The organism is Paraburkholderia piptadeniae (genome assembly GCF_900007165.1).
GTDB classification, from domain to species: Bacteria; Pseudomonadota; Gammaproteobacteria; order Burkholderiales; family Burkholderiaceae; genus Paraburkholderia; species Paraburkholderia piptadeniae.
The window spans coordinates 3,113-19,983 of record NZ_CYGY02000075.1 but is presented as its reverse complement, the minus strand read 5'-3'; the positions used below and the strand labels follow the sequence as shown (position 1 = coordinate 19,983).

The following is a 16,871-nucleotide window of genomic DNA, read 5'->3' as shown; positions in this document are numbered from 1 at the left end:
GACTCCGTGATTTAATCAGCGCGAAGCGGAGATTAAGCGCTTAATCTGAATGGCCGAAAAAACGCGATCGCGTCGCGACCGCGGGCTCTCCGGCCTTCCGTTGACCCTTGCCGTGGGCCGGTCAACGCTGTCTCCGATCATCGTTCTGGTGTTTCGCGCATGGTGCCCCGCCTTCGAAACCAATGCAAATGATGAACGCCTGTCCCATATATTGAAGACGCGCAAACCATGTCTACTCTCAGCGAAGTCGCGCGGCGGGCCGGCGTCACATCCGCCACGGTTTCGAACGTGCTGCGCAATCGCGGACGCGTCGGCGAACAGACGCGTCAGCGCGTGCTCGAAGCCGTCGAAGCGCTCAACTATCGTCCGCATCTTGCCGCACGCGCGCTGGCCGAAGGCCGCGCACCGACGATCGCGCTGATGGTATCGAGCATCGCGAATCCGTTCTATCCCGAGTTCGCGCTCGCTGTCGAACGCGAGGCGCGCAAGAGCGGCCACTTCGTCATCATCTGCAACACGAATGAGGACCCGCACGCTGGCCGTGCGTACCTCGACCAGATTGCGGGCACGCTCTCCGAAGGCGTGCTCGTGATGAACGCCAATCTCGACTTCGACGACCTGCACAAGACGCAGGCGCGCGGCGCGCCCGTGGTGCTGTGCATGTGGGAACGCCCCGACGATCCGCCGGGCTTGCCGTGCATTGCCGTCGACTTTCGTCTTGCTGGCCAGCTGGCCGCGAAGCATCTGATCGAACTGGGTCATCGGCGCATCGGCGCGATTGTGGGCAGCAAGCCTTCGGGCATTCACGCGTCGCGTTATGAAGGCTTCATCGATGCGATGCGCGAAGCGGGCCTGAAGGTGCCCGCCAAAAACGTGCGTTATGCGCCCGACACGATCCAGGGCGGCTATACGGCCGCGCGCGATCTGCTGGAGCACGACGCGAACATGACAGCGATCTTCGCGACGAACGACCTGCCCGCGCTCGGCACCATGCATGCCGCCGCCGATCTCGGGCGCAACGTGCCGCGCGATCTCTCCGTGATCGGCATCACCGACATCCAGCTCGCGCAGCAATCGCGCCCGCCGCTGACGACCGTCGCCGTGCCGACCGTCGAGGCCGCCGAGCTTGCCGTGACGCTGCTGCGCGATCTGATCGAGCGGCCGACACGCAAGCATGGTGCGCATCAAAAGGCGCCGCGCATGTGCGTGACATCGGAGCCGCGACTGATCGTGCGCGGATCGACGCAAAAGCGTTGACATCGACCACGCATGACGAGCGGGCAAAGAGCAAAACTTACCGTGAAGCGCCGTTCGATATCGCCACGCACGCAATAAGCCGGCAACCGCTTCGCAAAAGCAGAAAAATTTTCAGGCGCGCTTTCAGTGCTGCGTACGGCGCAGCATCGAAAGGTCATAGCCGAGCGCGCGCACGCGTTCGAGCAGCGCGTGTTGCAGTTCACCTGCGGGCTTTGCGTCACGCGTGAGTATCCATAGATACGCGCCGCTCGGTTCGCCGATGATCGACCATCGGTAGTCGTCCGCGTGATCGAGCACCCAGTAATCGCCAACGTAGAACGGTCCGAAGAAAGACACTTTCAGTTTGGCGTTGTCCGAGCCTGGCATCACGCGCGCCTTGCCTCTCGCGATGCGCCGCACGCCGTTTGCGCCGTCGCGGCCCGTGTTGATCACGCTGAGCGAACCGTCATCGCGCTTCGCATAGTTGGCCGTGACGAAATCGCGGCCCCGTTCGAAATGATTGTCGTAGCGCGCAAACTCGTACCAGTGCCCGGTGTAGCGGTCCAGATCGACGCTCTTTGCCGGCTCGGGCACGCGTGCATTGCCCTTTTTGCTTTTCAACCTGATTGCGTACGTGACGGCAATGCCTAATGTCACGACTGCCACGCCTGCAGCGACGACGATCGCACCACGCGCAGAGAAACTACTTCGCTCGATATTGTCGTTGACGCTTCGTTCGACACTCATCGGACATAAACCTCGACTCGATGCCAAAGCCGTTTAGACCTTACGTGAATGGAAAGTTTTCGCCATTACGGGACGAAGAAAGGACAAAGCGGTATCGGCGATACGACTGCGCACGACGCTGCATGGCAGGCCAGCGACGCGAATCCGCGATAGCCGCTATGCTTGCTCCTTTGCTGCACTTTTGTTTCGCGTGCTGCTGCACATCACAACATCACATCACTCATAGTTCCCTTCTCGCGGAGTCGATCATGCAATACCGCAAATTCGGCAACACCGGCCTTACTGTCTCGCGTTTGTGTCTCGGTACGATGACCTTCGGCTTGCAAACCGAAGAAGACGTATCGCGCGGCATTCTCGACAAGGCAACGGACGCCGGCGTGAATTTCATCGATACGGCTGATGTCTATCCGCTCGGAGGCACCGAAGGTGTCGTAGGCCGCACCGAGGAGATCATCGGGCGCTGGCTCAAGGGCAAGCGCGACCGCTTCATTGTCGCGACGAAAGCTGTCGGCAAGGTTGGCCCGTCGCCGTGGGACCAGGGTGCGTCGCGCAAGCATCTGCTCGATGCCATCGATGCATCGCTGCGCCGTCTCGGCACCGATTACGTCGATCTGTATCAGCTGCACTCCGATGACCGCGACACGCCGCTCGACGAAACGCTCGAAGCACTCGACGTGATCGTGCGTTCGGGCAAGGCGCGCTATGTCGGCGTATCGAACTATCTCGCGTACCGGCTCGCGCGCATGCTCGGCCGCGCGGACGTGCTGCGCACTGCGCGCTTCGTGTCGGTGCAGCCGCGCTACAACCTGCTGTTCCGGCAGATCGAGCGCGAACTGCTGCCGCTCGCGGACGAAGAAGGTCTCGCCGTGATGCCGTATAACCCGCTCGCAGGCGGCCTGCTGACGGGCAAGCATCGTCACGTTGCGAAGCCGGCGGACGGACGCTTCACCGAAACAGTTGGTAACGCAGGCGCGATGTACTCGGAGCGCTACTGGCACGAGCGCGAGTTCAAGACGATCGACACGCTGCGCGAGATCAACGCGAAAACGGGCGAGCCGATGACGAAGACAGCGATCGCGTGGGTGCTTGCGAACCCCGTCATCACATCGGCGATCATCGGCGCGAGCCGCGTCGATCAACTGAACGATTCGCTCGCCGCTGCCGACTACACGCTGGACTCCGAACTCAAGACGCAGCTCGACGAGGCGACGGTCGAATACCGTTGGGGCGATGCACCGCGCTGAGTGGCAAATGCCATGAAAAAGGCGTGCGCTGTGCGTTAGCGTCCGTAGCGCAGCACGGTGCTGCTCGCGGCCAGCACATGATTGTTGATGGCCGCGAGGAACTGATCGTGATTGAGACCTGGCTGTAGCGCGTCCTGCGAGAGATCGAGCGCATACACCTGCAGCACGTAGTGATGCGGCACGTCGCCGACGGGCGGACACGGCCCGTAATAGCCGGGCTTCCCGGTGCGGTTGATGCCGCTCACGCTGCCCTCGGGCGCGGACGCGCCATGTGCCATCGACGTCATCGATGCGGGTATCCCGTACAGCACCCAATGGATCACGCCCAGGCCTTTCGCGCCGTCGGGATCGAACAGCGTCACCGCGAAACTGCGCGTGCCCGCCGGTACGTTGCGCCACTGCACGGCGGGCGACTGGTTGCCTCCGCCGCAATTGTTCGCGCTTGCCCCATGGCTCGAATCGACCGTGCCGCCGTCGGGCGTACCCGGCGACGTGACTTCGAAAGCGTCCGCCGCGAAGGCCTGCATCGCGCCCGCCGACAGTGCGACACATAGCGCCGCGCGCGCCAGTCGTGCATAAGGAAATGTTTTCATCGAACCGCTCCGTTGACCCCGGATGAACAAACTGCGGCCACGCATTCGCGGCCGCCAGAGAACAAACGGACTACCCTGCGCCATTATTCCGCGGCGTGACGTTCAAGGCACTTCAGGGCATTCGTGCGGCGCGCTATTTGACCGCGCCTGCCTTCCGGTTCGCTCCGGGCAACTGCTGCCGGGACTCGCGCACCGACTTCGGATGCCACAGCCTCGCACCGCCTTCGATGCCCGCTTCGTTCGACACGATCGCGACATTCGGCGGCAACTCGAACGTGAGCCTCGACGCATTGCCGCCGCCGATCCACAGCTTGTCGTAATTGACGAGCGAAGCCAGGATGCCGATCACCTTTTCGACGCGCCGGTTCCAGCGCTTGTTGCCCGCCTTTTCGCGCGCCGCGTTGCCGACGTACTGGTCATAGGTGCGAGCCTTACTGACGGGATGATGCGCGAGTTCGAGATGCGGCATCAGCTCGCCGTCGCGAAAGAGCGCGGTGCCTGCGCCCGTGCCGAGCGTCAGCACGAATTCGATACCGTGCCCTTCGATCGCAGCAAGGCCCTGCATTTCGGCATCGTTGATCATGCGCACGGGCATGCTGCCGACACGCGCGATGAGATTGTCCGCGAGCGGAAAACCGCGCCAGCTCTCGTCGCCGATATTCGGTGCGGTAAGAATGCGGTTGTCGCGCACGACTCCGGGAAAGCCGATCGACATCGACGCGGGATGATGTTCGTCGACGAGCGGCTGCACGAGTTTCGCGAGCGTATCGACGAGTTGCTCCGGCGTGCACGGATGCGGCGTCGGCACACGCACGCGCTCGCTTTTCATGCTGCCGGCCGGATCGAGCACGGCCGCCTTCAGACCCGTGCCTCCGACATCGATCGCGAGTATCCGTTCTTCGCGGCTTGCTGCTTCTTTCCTGCTCGTAGCCAAGTCGTTCCCCTTTCTCTGGTTCTTGATCAGTGCGGCTGATTCAGTGCGCCATTCAGCGTGCTATTCGCCGAGCCGCTTTTCTCCAGCGGCCGCCACGCGCGGCCATCGCGGGCTAGCATTTCATCCGCTTGCGCCGGGCCGCTGCTGCCCGCCGGATAGCCATGCACCTGCAACGCGGCGCCCTGAGGATGCAGCACACGGTCCACCGCGCACCAGCTCGACTCGATGCTGTCCGCGCGCTGAAACAGCGTCTCGTCACCGCGCATGCAGTCGTACAGCAGCGTTTCGTAGCCGACGTTCGCGCTTTCCTCGAAGTAGTCGTTGTAGTCGAACGCGGAGCGCGCCGCGCCGATCTGCATTGTCGGTCCGGGCACCTTCACGTTGAAGTCGAAGCTCGTGCCGTGCGCGGGATCGATGCGCAGCGTGAGCACGTTCGGCGTCAAAGCATCGACCGGCGTATCGCGGAACATCAGAAACGGCACGCGTTTCAGATACACGGCGATTTCCGTGCGCTTCGCCGTCATGCGCTTGCCCGTGCGCAGATAGAACGGCACGCCTGCCCAGCGCCAGTTGTCGATGAACACGCGCGCAGCCGCATATGTTTCCGTCTCGCTGTCGCGTGCGACATCCGGTTCGTCGCGATAGGCCGCCTTCGCATCGCCCTTTTCGTATTGCCCGAAGATGACATCGTTGGGCGTCAGGGGCTCGATTGCATCGAAGAGTTCCGCTTTCTTGTCGCGTACGGCTTCGGCATCGAATGATGTGGGCGGCTCAAGCGCGACCATCGCGAGCAACTGGAACAGGTGGTTCGGCACCATGTCGCGAAAGGCGCCCGTCTGCTCGTAGAACTTTCCGCGCCCTTCGACGCCGAGCGTTTCGGCCGCCGTGATCTGCACGTTGTCGATGTACTCGCGCCGCCATACCGGCTCGAACAGCGCATTCGCAAAGCGCACGGCAAGAATGCTTTGCACCGTGTCCTTGCCGAGAAAGTGATCGATGCGATAGACCTGCTTTTCCTTTGCGAAATGCAGAATGTGCGCATTCAGATCGCGTGCGGAAGCGAGGTCGGTGCCGAATGGCTTTTCGATCACGAGACGCCGGAAGCCGCCATGGCCTTGCGGATCTTCCTTGAGCAAGCCGTGCTTGCCGAGTCGCTCGACAATCGGCTTGAAAAAATGCGCGCCAACCGCGAGATAGAAGATCGCATTGCCGTCGGGCGCGTTGTCGATGCACTGCTTGAGCGCCTCGTAAAGCGCGTCGTCTTCGAATTCGCCCGCCATGTACTCCATGCGCGTCGAGAGCCACTGCCACGCCTTGTCGTCGATCTTGCCGGTATGAAATTCACTGCCCTTGTCCGCGGCAAACTGTTGTAGCGACTGGCCGAGATCATCGACCCAGTCCGTCGTTTCGCGCTCGCCGTGATTGACGCCGATGACGTTCATGCGATCGTCGAGCAGGCCGTCGACCGTCAGGTTGTAGAGCGAGGGCGTCAAGAGCCGTTTGGTGAGATCGCCGCCCGCGCCGAAGATGACCAGCGTGCACGGTGGTGCGGGCTGCTTGCCTGCAGGCCCCGACGAAGCGGGATGCGGCCCGGCGTCGAGCTTGCGGTTCACAGGTTGTCTGGCGGATGAAGCAGCCGTGTTTATCGCGTCATTGGACATGGCATTCTTCCCTGAATGAGCCAGATGAAGTGGCGATATCTGAAAGACACGCGGCCAGGCCGCGCAGTTCAATCAAAGCCAGTCGATGCGTTCAACAATGCAATCCAGGCGATACGTCAAGCACGCGTCAGCCGTGCGCAAGGCAGATGTAATGCACGCGCTATTTCACCGCAACCGGAGTCGGCGCGGCAGCGGCGGCCGATTGAGCAACCCCTGCCGCCGCGGGCACATTCCCCGAGCTCGCGACTTCGCGTGGCTGCAACAGCAACGCGACGAGACCCGTCCAGCCTGTCTGATGCGATGCGCCGACGCCGCGCCCGTTGTCGCCATGGAAGTACTCGTGAAAGAGCACGAGATCCTGCGAGCGCGGGTCCGCCTGTAGCAACGGATAGGCCGCCATTACGGGGCGCTCGCCGTTCTTGTCCTTCAGAAAGAGCGTGGTCGTACGCCGCGCGAGCGCATCGCCGATTTCGGCAAGCGAGAGTTTGTTGCCCGAGCCCGTCGGATACTCGACGTGGAAGTCATCGCCGTAATAGCGATGAAATTCGTATAGCGATTCAATCAGCAGATAGTTGACGGGCATCCATACGGGCCCACGCCAGTTCGAATTGCCGCCGAATACGCGCGAATCCGATTCGGCGGGCAGGTACTTCACACAAAAGCTCTGACCGTTGTGCCGGTAGACGAACGGATTGTCGCGATGCACACGCGACAGCGCGCGCACGCCGTGATCGGACAGGAACTCCGCTTCGTCGAGCGCGCGCCTGAGGAGCGCCTTCATCCGGTGCCCGCGCAACAGTGAAAGCAGCAGGCTGTTGCCGCGTCCCGGCTCGTTCCAGCGCGACACCAGCCGCGCGAGATCGGGGCGGAAGCGCAAGAACCATACGAGACGGTCGCGCAAGCCCGGCAATGAACCATGCAGGCGCTCTTCGAGTACATGCACGGCGAGCAGCGGAATCAGGCCGACGATCGAGCGCACGCGCATTGGCATGCTGGAGCCGTCGGGCAAGCGCAGCTTGTCATAGAAGAATTCGTCCTCGCTGTCCCACAGACCCGTCTCGCAATTGTCCTCGCAACTGACGGCCTGCGCGATATACAGAAAGTGCTCGAAGAACTTCACGCCGATATCGACGAACACATGGTTTGCAAACGCGAGTTCGAGCGCGATGCGCATCAGGTCCAGTGCGTAGGCCGCCATCCATGCCGTGCCGTCCGCCTGATCGATACGGCCGCCCGTCGGCAGCGGCGACGAGCGATCGAAGATGCCGACGTTGTCGAGCCCGAGAAAGCCGCCCTGAAAAATATTGCGGCCATCGGCGTCCTTGCGGTTCACCCACCACGAGAAGTTGAGTAGCAGCTTGTGAAAGACGAGCTCCAGAAAATCGCGGTCGCCCTTGCCTGTCAGTGCGCGGTCGATTTCGTAGACACGCCACGCGGCCCACGCATGAACTGGTGGATTCGCATCGCTGAAAGCCCATTCATACGCGGGGATTTGCCCATTCGGATGCATGTAGCGGTCCTTCACGAGCAACAGCAATTGACGCTTCGCAAACGCGGGGTCGATCAACGCGAATGCCGCCGCATGAAACGCGAGATCCCATGACGCGTACCACGGGTACTCCCACTTGTCCGGCATCGACACGATGTCGGCATTGCACAGATGCCGCCAGTCGCGGTTGCGGCCCTGCTTGCGCGACGCGGGCGGCACGGGCTGCGCGGGATCGCCGTCCATCCAGCGCTGCACGTCAAACTGGTAGTACTGCTTCGACCACAGCATGCCCGCAAACGCCTGACGCTGCACGAGCCGCTCGTCCTCGCCGTCGATGGCATGCTGCAATGCTGCGTAAAACGCGTCGGCTTCCGCGATGCGCTGCGAGAACAGCTCGTCGACGTCGAGCGGCTCGTCGTTGACCGCGAATTCGGGCCGCCAGCGCAGATAGACGACGGTCGTTCCATGCGGCGGCAGATTTAACGGCACATGCGCGGCCGCCTTTGTGCCCGCGTCGCGGCGAATCGCGTCGGCGTCGCCATGCACGAGGTATTTGTTGAAGCCGTCCTTGAACGGCCCCGTCGCCTCCATGTTGAAATGACGCCGGACGTTAGTATCGTTCTCGCAGAAAATCCATTCGAGCACGGTCGTATCGGGCGACCATGCCGTCACGACGATCGGCTCGTGGCCCGGGTGCGTGCCGAGCAGACGCGTGACGCCGTGCACCGTTTCCTTGACGAGCTTCGGCCGCTCGTCGATGTCCTTCCACGACCACTTGTTGCGCGCCCAGATCTGCGGCAGAAGATCGAGCGCTGCCGACTCGTCCGCGCGATTCTCGACGGTGACGCGCATCACGATGTCTTCAGGCGTGTTCTTTGCGTATTCGACCGTCACATCGAAATAACGCAGATCGTCGAACACGCCTGTATCGAGCACTTCGTACTCGGGCATGTCGCCGCCGCGTCGCGCGTTTTCCTCGATGAGATCCTGATATGGAAACGCGGCATGAGGGTACTTGTACAGCATGCGCATATAGGCATGCGTCGGCGTGCCGTCCAGATAGAAGTACAGTTCCTTCACATCCTCGCCGTGATTGCCTTCCTGATTCGTGAGGCCGAAAAGACGCTCCTTCAGAATGGGATCGGCACGATTCCACATCGCGATCGACACGCACCAGTTCAACGTTTCGTCGCCGAATCCTGCAATGCCGTCTTCGCCCCAGCGATACGCGCGGCTGCGTGCGTGATCGTGCGGGAGGTAGTCCCATGCGGTGCCGTTCGGGCTGTAGTCCTCGCGCACCGTGCCCCATTGACGCTCGCTGAGGTACGGACCCCAGCGCTGCCACCGCGCGCACTCGGCGGAATGCAGACGTATCCCCTCGACTGTGGAAAGCAGGTTCGCGGCGCGCAGCGCAGGCATGGCAGCGTCCTTCGTCTCGTGGTGACGGTAGGAGTCACATCGTAGCGCGGTTGGGGGGTTCGCGTGGCGCAGCAGGCACATCGGCGCTGACGCGCTCCCCAAGCAACACCCCCACACGCAACCGTTCCCCAAGCGACCACGCCTGAAACGGCGTGCCGCCCGGCGCATGGGGCGCGTCGCCGTCCGCGACTTCCGAAATATGATCGAGGCCCGCGCGATCCAGATGCGCATCGAGCGGCGCGAGAAAGCGCGTTCGCGCCGCATCGCGGGCCGCGGCATCGGGACGTTGCACGCGCAGCCATGCTTCGACGAACGGACCGAGCAGCCAGGGCCACACGGTCCCTTGATGATAGGCGCGATCGCGCTCGAGCGGCGTCCCCGCATAGCGCCCGCGATATGCTGGATCTTCGGGCGAGAGCGTGCGCAATCCAAGCGGCGTCAGCAGATGCGCTTCCACCTGCGCGAGGACGGCACGCGCCGTCTCCCCTTCGACGAGCGCGAACGGCAGCCCGCCGGCCGCGAAAATCTGATTGGGCCGCACGGAACGATCGACGGCGCCGCGCACGTGATCGACATCGACGTTGTCGAACAGCGCGCCCGTTTGCGGATCGATGAAGCGCTCGCCAAACGACTGCGCCACGCGGATCGCGGGCTCGCGCCAGCGCGCATTCCACTGCGCGGCGATATGCAACGCGTTGAACCACAGCGCCTGCACTTCGACGGGCTTGCCGATGCGCGGCGTCACGACCCAGTCGCCGAACTTCGCGTCCATCCATGTGAGCTGCACGCCGCGCACGCCGGCGCGCAACAGGCCGTCATCGTCGGCGCGTATGCCGTAGCGGGTGCCTTGCGTGTAGCCGGACAGGATCGTATCGACGGCTTCATGCAAGCGGTCTCGCGTTTCGTTCGACGCGTGTCCCGTCGCCAGATAATCGTGCACGGCAATCGCGAACCAGAGCGACGCGTCCACTGAGTTGTACTCGGGCTCGCCGCCATAGTCCGGAAAGCGGTTCGGACACATGCCCTCGGAAATCGTGCCCGCCCAGGCAAGCAGGATCGATTCGGCTTGCGCATGGCGTCCCGTGGCGATGAGCAGGCCGCGCATCGCGATGAACGTATCGCGGCCCCAGTCGGTGAACCACGGAAACCCGGCGACGATCGTGTGGCCCGTCGAGCGCGCGGTGACATACGCATCGGCGGAACGTGGCAGGCGCGATGAGAAAGCAGCGCGACGCGCCGCTTCCGTATTCGCAAGCGCATCGGCGTGAGCGCTTGCCGCTCGCATGTCGGGCGACGCATGACCCGTGTCCGCGCTCAGCACCATGACGGCTGCATCGCTCAGAAGATCGAAGCTGAAGACGCCGGGCGTCGCGAGATCCTCCGTGTAGTCGAGGCCACGCTCGCGCTCGCGCGCGTAACAGAAGTTGCGATACCAGTCGGGCGCATGTCCGTACGCGCCGTTCGTCAGTACGCGAATCGCGGGCAGATCGCGATAGGGCTGCCACTGCACGCGCTCGCCATCGACGCGAGCGGTGAAATCGAATGCGCCGTTCTCATGATGCAGCGCGTGATAGTCGCGGCCCGACAGCAGCGGGCGCACATGCAGCGTGATCGTGCAATCGCGCGGCGCATCGTGCTCGAACTCCGCCCGCCAACGCAGCACCGTTTCGCACGTCGCTTTCGCAACGAACGCTTCGGCGACCACGCTGGTTTGTGCGTCGATCCGGAAACGCCAAGTCGGCCACGGCATCGTATCGAATGCGACCAGGCTCGCGGCGATGTCGGGACAGAGAATGTCGGGCGCGTAGCGCTGCATCGTGAGCGGATAGTGCGCTCCGTTCGCTTCGATCCATGCTTCGATGCCGTTGACGAGCACCACGCGCCCCGCAGGCGCGCGCGTCGCCGTCAGCAGCAGCGCGTGGTATCGGCGCGTGCGCAACGTGCCCACCGTGCCCGACGCAAAGCCGCCGAAGCCATCGGCCTCGAGCCATTCGTCTTCAAGACGTTCGATATCGAAGGGGCATTCGACGCGTGTCATCGCAGATCCGCTTTCCACTGGCGTGGCCGATCAAGACTGCCGACAGATTAGCGGCTTGCGCCGGAAAAGTCTCGCGCGGTGCCGCGTCACGTGTGGGGTCCGACAGCGTGAAGATCACGCCGCCGGTTGCGCCGCCATGCGTCGCTGGATCGGCAGCACGGCCCACACTTCGAGCCCGCCTCCTTCGCGCGGATGAAACTCCAGCGTGCCGCCATGCAAGCGCGCGATGCGCTCGACGATCGCAAGCCCCAGCCCTGTGCCGCCCGTCTTGCCATGCGCGTTCTTGCCGCGCTGGAACGGCGCCTTCAGGCGTTCGAGTTCTTCCGCGCTCAGTCCTTTGCCGCGATCCGCGACGGCCACACGGATCGCATCCGCATCGGCCCACGTCCTGACAGCAAGCCCCGTCTGCCCGTAGACGACGGCGTTCTGCATCAGGTTCATCACGAGCCGCATCATCGTGATGGGCCGGAACGCGTGTTCGGGAAGCTCGCCGAGCGACAGCTCGAACTCGTGCCCAAGGCCCGCGAAGTCCGCGGCAAGCTGGCTGATCAGCGCGTTCAGATCGCCGGGCTGCGGCGTCTCGCGCTCGCCGCTTCCCGCGTAGTCCATGAACTGCTGAAGGATCGTGTCGATCTGGTCCAGATACGATTCCGCCGCGCCGGCGAATGCTTCGTCGCCGCCCGTATCGTTCGCCATCGCCATCGCGAGACGCAGCTTCGTGAGCGGCGTGCGGATATCGTGCGAAACGCCCGCGAGCATCAGCGCGCGCGTCGCCTCTGCCTGCTGCAACGCCTGCATCATCTGATTGAACGCGCCGCTCACTTGCGCGATCTCGGTCGGCCCGTCGACGGGCAAAGGCGGCGGCGTTTCGCCCGCGCTCACGCGGCGCGCCGCATGCGCGAGTTCCTGCAGCGGGCGGTTCAGGTAGCTTTGCAGCGCGAAGCCCGTCAACGCCGCCAGCATGCCAAGCCCCAGCGACAGCAACACGGCTGTCAGCATGCCGCCGCCCTGCGCTTCTTCCGGCACCTGCAAGCCAATCCAGTACGGCTTGCCCGCAACGTGCATGCGTATCCACATGCGCGGACCGGCTTGTTGCCAACGCACTTCCGTGCCCGGCGGCAGATAGTGGCTCAGACTTTCCAGAAACACCCGCAACTGATGAAGCCGGTAGAACGCGAGCAGCCTGACGCGCGGCTCTGTCACCGCATCGGCGGGCGGTTCGTTGCGCGCGTCGAGCCGCGCGACGAGCGTGTCGCGCGCGATCTCGGGCGACGCGGCAAGCGCGTTGTCCAATGTCTTGATGTACGTGCCGAACACGGCGGCGGCGCGCTCGGTGCGCGGGCTTTGCACATAGTGGATCAGCACGCTCAGCGCGCAGACCTGGCTGATCGCCATCAGCACGATCAGCAGCGCGATGTTGCGCGCGAGAACGCTGCGCGGCAGCAGGCGCGACAGGATGCGCGCGCTCATGCTTCGACGTCGGCGACGAGCATATAGCCGATGCCCCATACGGTCTTGATGAAACGCGGCTTCGACGGATCGCTTTCGATCGCCTGCCGCAAGCGCAGAATCTGCACGTCGATGCTGCGATCGAGCGCATCGTGGTCGCGCCCTCTGGCGCGCGCAATCAGATTGTCGCGGCTCACTGCGCGGTTCGGCGACGCCGCGAGCGCCGTCAGCAGCAGCATCTGCGCGGAATGCAGTTCGACGGGCGCATCGAGCCGATAGAGACACTGCTTGCCGACATCGAGCCGGAAGTCGCCGAAGCGCAGCGTTTGCGTGGTGACGGTCGGGTCGCCTGCTGCGATCTTCTGGCGGCGCAACAGCGCATTGATGCGCGCCACCAGTTCGCGCGGCAGGAAGGGTTTTGCGAGGTAATCGTCGGCGCCCGTTTCGAGCCCGATCACGCGGTCGAGCGGATCGCCCTTTGCAGTAAGCATCAGGATCGGCATCGTATGGCCTTCCGAGCGCAGGCGCGCGCAGATCTGCAAGCCGTCTTCTTCGCCGATCATCAGGTCGAGCACGAGCAGATCGTAGGGCTCGCGCTGCAGGTAGCGTTCGAGCCGCTTGCTGTTCTCGACGGCGCGGACTTCGAAGCCATGTCCGCTCAGAAAGCGCTGCAGCATGTTGCGCAGTTCCGCTTCGTCGTCGAGCACGATGATGCGCGCGGGTCGGTCCATGCGATGGCTCCTTTCGCTACTTGCAACAGTTTAGCTTCGGGCCGACCCGATTTGCCGTCAGTGCGATCCCGCGCGCTGCGCCATGAATTGCTCGATCTGTCCGAGCGTCACATAGCTCTGCTTCTGCGTGTCGATCTCGTCGAAATACTGTGCGATGCGCGGCATGCCCGTCTGGGCCTGCGCAAGGGTCAGCTTGCCGTCATGCGTCGTGTTGGCGGCGGCAAAGCGCTGCTGCAACTCCTGCATCATGCGCTCCATGCGCGGCGATGCGGCCATCGGTTGCGGCGCCGTCTGCGCCATCACGCCCGTCGATGCAATGCACAAAGCAAGCATGGCGATCCACTTCTTCATTTCCATCTCCAATCGGTTCATTCAACTTCTTCGCTCACGTGGTGTTGCGATTCGTCGTTGGCGAAGCGAATTCTTGCCGTCCAGGAAGCGGAAGGCAATTTCAAAGTTATGTCGCCGTATGTCGTGTGGACCGTGCGTTCACGCCTGTTTCCGATGCGCCGCTGCATCGCTCGCTACGCGATTACGCAGCAAACACTTCAAGCATGAGCGTGCTTTTCCGGCGACATCGAATGAAACAAGTTATCGCTGCCCATCCCACGATGCGTTGCGTATCGTCTGCACGTCGGCGGCGATGTGAGGACTTCGCATCGCATCCGCCGGCTGTCCGCTCGTTCGCCCGAGGAGTTTGATGTGAACATTCGCTCTGCTTATACGTCCGCGATTGCCGCGATGGGTATCGCCTGCTCGACCAGCGCCTTCGCCGGCACTGTGTTCGTCCATGCGGCCTATGTGCCCGCCGTCGTCTATGCGCCGCCGCGCACGCTCTATTACGTGCCGCCGCAACCGCCCTATGTCGTGCCCGTCGTCACCGGAGCGCCTGCCGCGCCTGTCGTGCCCTCGGTGCCCGTGGTGCCTGTGGTGCCCGTGGTGCCTTATGTCGCCGTCGTGCCGCCGCCCACGCACGCGAAGCCCTTGCCCTATGCGACAGTGGCCGTGCCCGTCGTCGCGGCGCCTGCTTACGCCGTTGCGCCGACAAGAAGCATCGTCTATGCGCAGCCGGTCGCCGTTGTGCCTGGCGTCGTCGTCACACGCTGATTGCATCGCTGCGCCGATTCACTTGATCTTTGGAAAGCCGAGGCCAACAATGAAAGCCTTTGTCTAACCGGCATTCGACGAGCTTCGCGGAGGGCGCCATGTCAGGGATCGAAAAAGACAAGGTCATTGCCGTGCTCAACCAGATTCTCGAATCCGAGCTGGCTGGCGTGGTCCGTTACACGCACTACTCTTTTCTCGTGTTCGGCTTTGGCCGCATCCCGATCGTGTCGTGGCTGCGGCAGCAGGCTGACGAATCGCTCGCGCATGCGCATCTGGCGGGCGAATGGATCACGACGCTCGGCGAGTATCCGTCGCTTGGCATCGGTCCATTGCTCGATTCGCATACGACCGATATCGCGTCCATTCTGCGCGAGTCGCTTGCAGCCGAAGACGTCGCGCTCGGCCTATATCGCGATCTGCTTGCGCTCGTGAAAGACCGCTCCGTTGCGCTCGAAGAATATGCGCGGCAAATGATCTCGGTGGAAGAGATGCATGCGGGTGAAGTCGACAAGATGCTGCGCAAGCCGGGGACGGTCGCGACATCGGGCGAGCGCAACGCCGATACGCATTAGCTTCGACGCCTGCATCGCGCATCGCGCACGCGTTGAACTTTCAATTCGCTGCCCACGCCGGTTTTCGATCGCTCACCGAATAATTCTTCTACCTGCACACCAAGGGCACGGCATGCATCGACACACGATGCACGCCGCGCCCTTTCTTTATTGCATGCGCGCTCGATGCATTTAACGTTTGCCTACAGCAATGCGCATCTAATCCCCTAAATGTTCTGCATGCATGGCGGAGTTTGCAACGACCCATGCTAGGCTATGCGCGGCATCAGGCTGTTGAATTCTGCATCCGCTATTTCGTTCGTAGTCCGCGCAGTAAAACAGGTGGATAGATGATCGAAGACGTCAACCGCAGTTTCAGTCGCAGTCGCAATCGATGGCACCGGCATTCGCGCGGTGCGTTTCGTCGCCGCCCAACATTTGAGACCTTTGCACGCGCTGTAGCGATCGCTGTCCTGATCGCGTTGTCTGGCTGCATGGTCGGCCCCGATTACCGCACGCCCGCCCCGCCCGCCACCGAAACCTACACGCCCACGCCGCTGCCCGATCAAACGGCGTCGTCGCCGGGCGCATCGGGCGTCCCGCAACAGTTCGTGGCCGGCCAGGACATTCCCGCGCAGTGGTGGACGCTCTTTCATTGCGAGCCGCTCGACGCGCTGATCCGCGAAGCGATCGCCAACAGTCCCAACGTCGCGGCGGCGCAAGCGGCGCTCAGGCAAGCCGGCGAGAATCTTCGTGCGCAAATGGGCACCACGCTGTATCCGTCCGTCGATGCGAAGGCCAACGCGACGCGCGAGAAATTCAACGGCGTCACGTTCGGCCAGCCGGGACTCACGGAAGTGCTGAATCTCTATAACGCATCGGTGAGCGTGTCGTACAACCTCGATGTATTCGGCGGCGCAAGGCGCGAACTCGAATCGCTGCGCTCGCAAGTCGATTACGAGGGCTTTCAGTTGCAAGCTGCGTATCTCGCGTTGTCGGCGAACATTGTGACGGCCGCTGTCAAGGAAGCCTCGCTGCGCGAGCAGATCGAAGCGACCGAGCGCATCGCCACCGACGAGGACGCGCAGCTCGGCGTGTTGCGCAAGCAGTTCGAGCTTGGCGGCGTGAGCCGCGCCGCCGTGCTCTCGCAGGAAACGCTCGTCGCGCAGACGCGCGCGACGTTGCCGCCGTTGCGCCAGTCGCTCGATCAGACGCGCCATCAGCTTGCCGTGCTCGCGGGCAAGCCGCCGAGCGACACGGGCGTGCCGGAGTTCACGCTGTCGATGTTCACACTGCCGCAGAGCTTGCCCGTCAGCGTGCCGTCGTCGCTCGTGCGGCAGCGGCCCGACATCCTCGCCGCCGACGCCACGCTGCATCAGGCGAGCGCGCAGGTCGGCGTCGCGACGGCGAACATGTATCCGCAGCTCACGCTGTCGGCGAGCTACGGCCCGCAGGCGCTGACGCCCGCAGGTCTTCTCAAGTACGCCGACATGATCTGGAGCATCGGCGCGGGCGTCACGCAGCCGATCTTTCACGGCGGACAGCTGAGCGCGCAAAAGCGCGCAGCCGAAGCCGCCTTCGATCAGGCCAACGCGCAATACCGGCAGACGGTGCTGCTCGCGTTCCAGAACGTCGCCGATACGTTGCGCGCGCTCGAACACGATGCAACCGG

14 protein-coding genes are annotated in these 16,871 nt (G+C 63.3%); 5 read left to right on the top strand and 9 right to left on the bottom strand.

What is annotated here, in order from left to right:
* The first annotated feature begins 228 nt into the window (after positions 1 to 228).
* Positions 229 to 1,257 carry a LacI family DNA-binding transcriptional regulator gene (locus BN2476_RS35295; protein ID WP_087738832.1) on the top strand — a complete coding sequence of 343 codons (1,029 nt, stop codon included), beginning with the start codon at positions 229 to 231 and terminating at the stop codon, positions 1,255 to 1,257.
* Positions 1,258 to 1,380: 123 nt separating this feature from the next.
* Here BN2476_RS35295 and BN2476_RS35290 read toward each other — a convergent pair whose 3' ends face one another.
* The gene (locus BN2476_RS35290) at positions 1,381 to 1,983 is read right to left on the bottom strand and encodes a lipocalin family protein (RefSeq protein ID WP_087738831.1); all 603 of its coding nucleotides are present in this window, start codon (positions 1,981 to 1,983) and stop codon (positions 1,381 to 1,383) included.
* Positions 1,984 to 2,231: 248 nt separating this feature from the next.
* Here BN2476_RS35290 and BN2476_RS35285 point away from each other — a divergent pair, with 248 nt between their 5' ends.
* The gene (locus tag BN2476_RS35285) at positions 2,232 to 3,227 is read left to right on the top strand and encodes an aldo/keto reductase (RefSeq protein ID WP_087738830.1); all 996 of its coding nucleotides are present in this window, start codon (positions 2,232 to 2,234) and stop codon (positions 3,225 to 3,227) included.
* Between the two features lie 35 nt (positions 3,228 to 3,262).
* On the opposite strand, the gene BN2476_RS35280 is transcribed toward BN2476_RS35285, so the two are convergent.
* The 8 genes from BN2476_RS35280 to BN2476_RS35245 all read right to left on the bottom strand — a co-directional run bounded on the left by BN2476_RS35280 (position 3,263) and on the right by BN2476_RS35245 (position 13,892).
* Positions 3,263 to 3,820, bottom strand: a complete 558-nt coding sequence (locus BN2476_RS35280; protein ID WP_087738829.1) for a YbhB/YbcL family Raf kinase inhibitor-like protein — start codon at positions 3,818 to 3,820, stop codon at positions 3,263 to 3,265.
* 133 nt (positions 3,821 to 3,953) lie between these two features.
* Positions 3,954 to 4,754, bottom strand: a complete 801-nt coding sequence (locus tag BN2476_RS35275; protein ID WP_087738828.1) for an ROK family protein — start codon at positions 4,752 to 4,754, stop codon at positions 3,954 to 3,956.
* Positions 4,755 to 4,780: 26 nt separating this feature from the next.
* Positions 4,781 to 6,415, bottom strand: coding sequence for a glucose-6-phosphate dehydrogenase (gene zwf / locus BN2476_RS35270; RefSeq protein WP_087738827.1), 1,635 nt, complete (start codon positions 6,413 to 6,415; stop codon positions 4,781 to 4,783).
* Positions 6,416 to 6,575: 160 nt separating this feature from the next.
* On the bottom strand, positions 6,576 to 9,323 hold the full coding sequence (locus tag BN2476_RS35265; protein ID WP_087738826.1) for an MGH1-like glycoside hydrolase domain-containing protein: 2,748 nt from the start codon (positions 9,321 to 9,323) through the stop codon (positions 6,576 to 6,578).
* Between the two features lie 34 nt (positions 9,324 to 9,357).
* Positions 9,358 to 11,361: an amylo-alpha-1,6-glucosidase gene (locus BN2476_RS35260; protein ID WP_087738825.1), complete on the bottom strand. Its 2,004-nt coding sequence runs from the start codon at positions 11,359 to 11,361 to the stop codon at positions 9,358 to 9,360.
* A gap of 114 nt (positions 11,362 to 11,475) precedes the next feature.
* Positions 11,476 to 12,831 (bottom strand): ATP-binding protein, encoded by a 1,356-nt coding sequence (locus BN2476_RS35255; protein WP_087738824.1) that lies wholly within the window; start codon positions 12,829 to 12,831, stop codon positions 11,476 to 11,478.
* Positions 12,828 to 13,541 carry a response regulator gene (locus BN2476_RS35250; RefSeq protein WP_087738823.1) on the bottom strand — a complete coding sequence of 238 codons (714 nt, stop codon included), beginning with the start codon at positions 13,539 to 13,541 and terminating at the stop codon, positions 12,828 to 12,830. Before BN2476_RS35250 ends, BN2476_RS35255 begins: the two co-directional genes overlap by 4 nt.
* A gap of 57 nt (positions 13,542 to 13,598) precedes the next feature.
* Positions 13,599 to 13,892, bottom strand: a complete 294-nt coding sequence (locus BN2476_RS35245) for a hypothetical protein (RefSeq protein WP_087738941.1) — start codon at positions 13,890 to 13,892, stop codon at positions 13,599 to 13,601.
* A 351-nt stretch (positions 13,893 to 14,243) separates the two neighbouring features.
* On the opposite strand from BN2476_RS35245, the gene BN2476_RS35240 reads away from it, so the two are divergent.
* The 3 genes from BN2476_RS35240 to BN2476_RS35230 all read left to right on the top strand — a co-directional run.
* The gene (locus BN2476_RS35240) at positions 14,244 to 14,648 is read left to right on the top strand and encodes a hypothetical protein (protein ID WP_087738822.1); all 405 of its coding nucleotides are present in this window, start codon (positions 14,244 to 14,246) and stop codon (positions 14,646 to 14,648) included.
* A 98-nt stretch (positions 14,649 to 14,746) separates the two neighbouring features.
* A complete protein-coding gene (locus tag BN2476_RS35235; protein ID WP_087738821.1) occupies positions 14,747 to 15,220 on the top strand; it encodes a ferritin-like domain-containing protein in 474 nt (157 codons plus the stop codon).
* Positions 15,221 to 15,549: 329 nt separating this feature from the next.
* Positions 15,550 to 16,871 (top strand): efflux transporter outer membrane subunit (locus BN2476_RS35230; protein WP_235851111.1); only part of this gene is annotated, 1,322 nt, incomplete at its 3' end.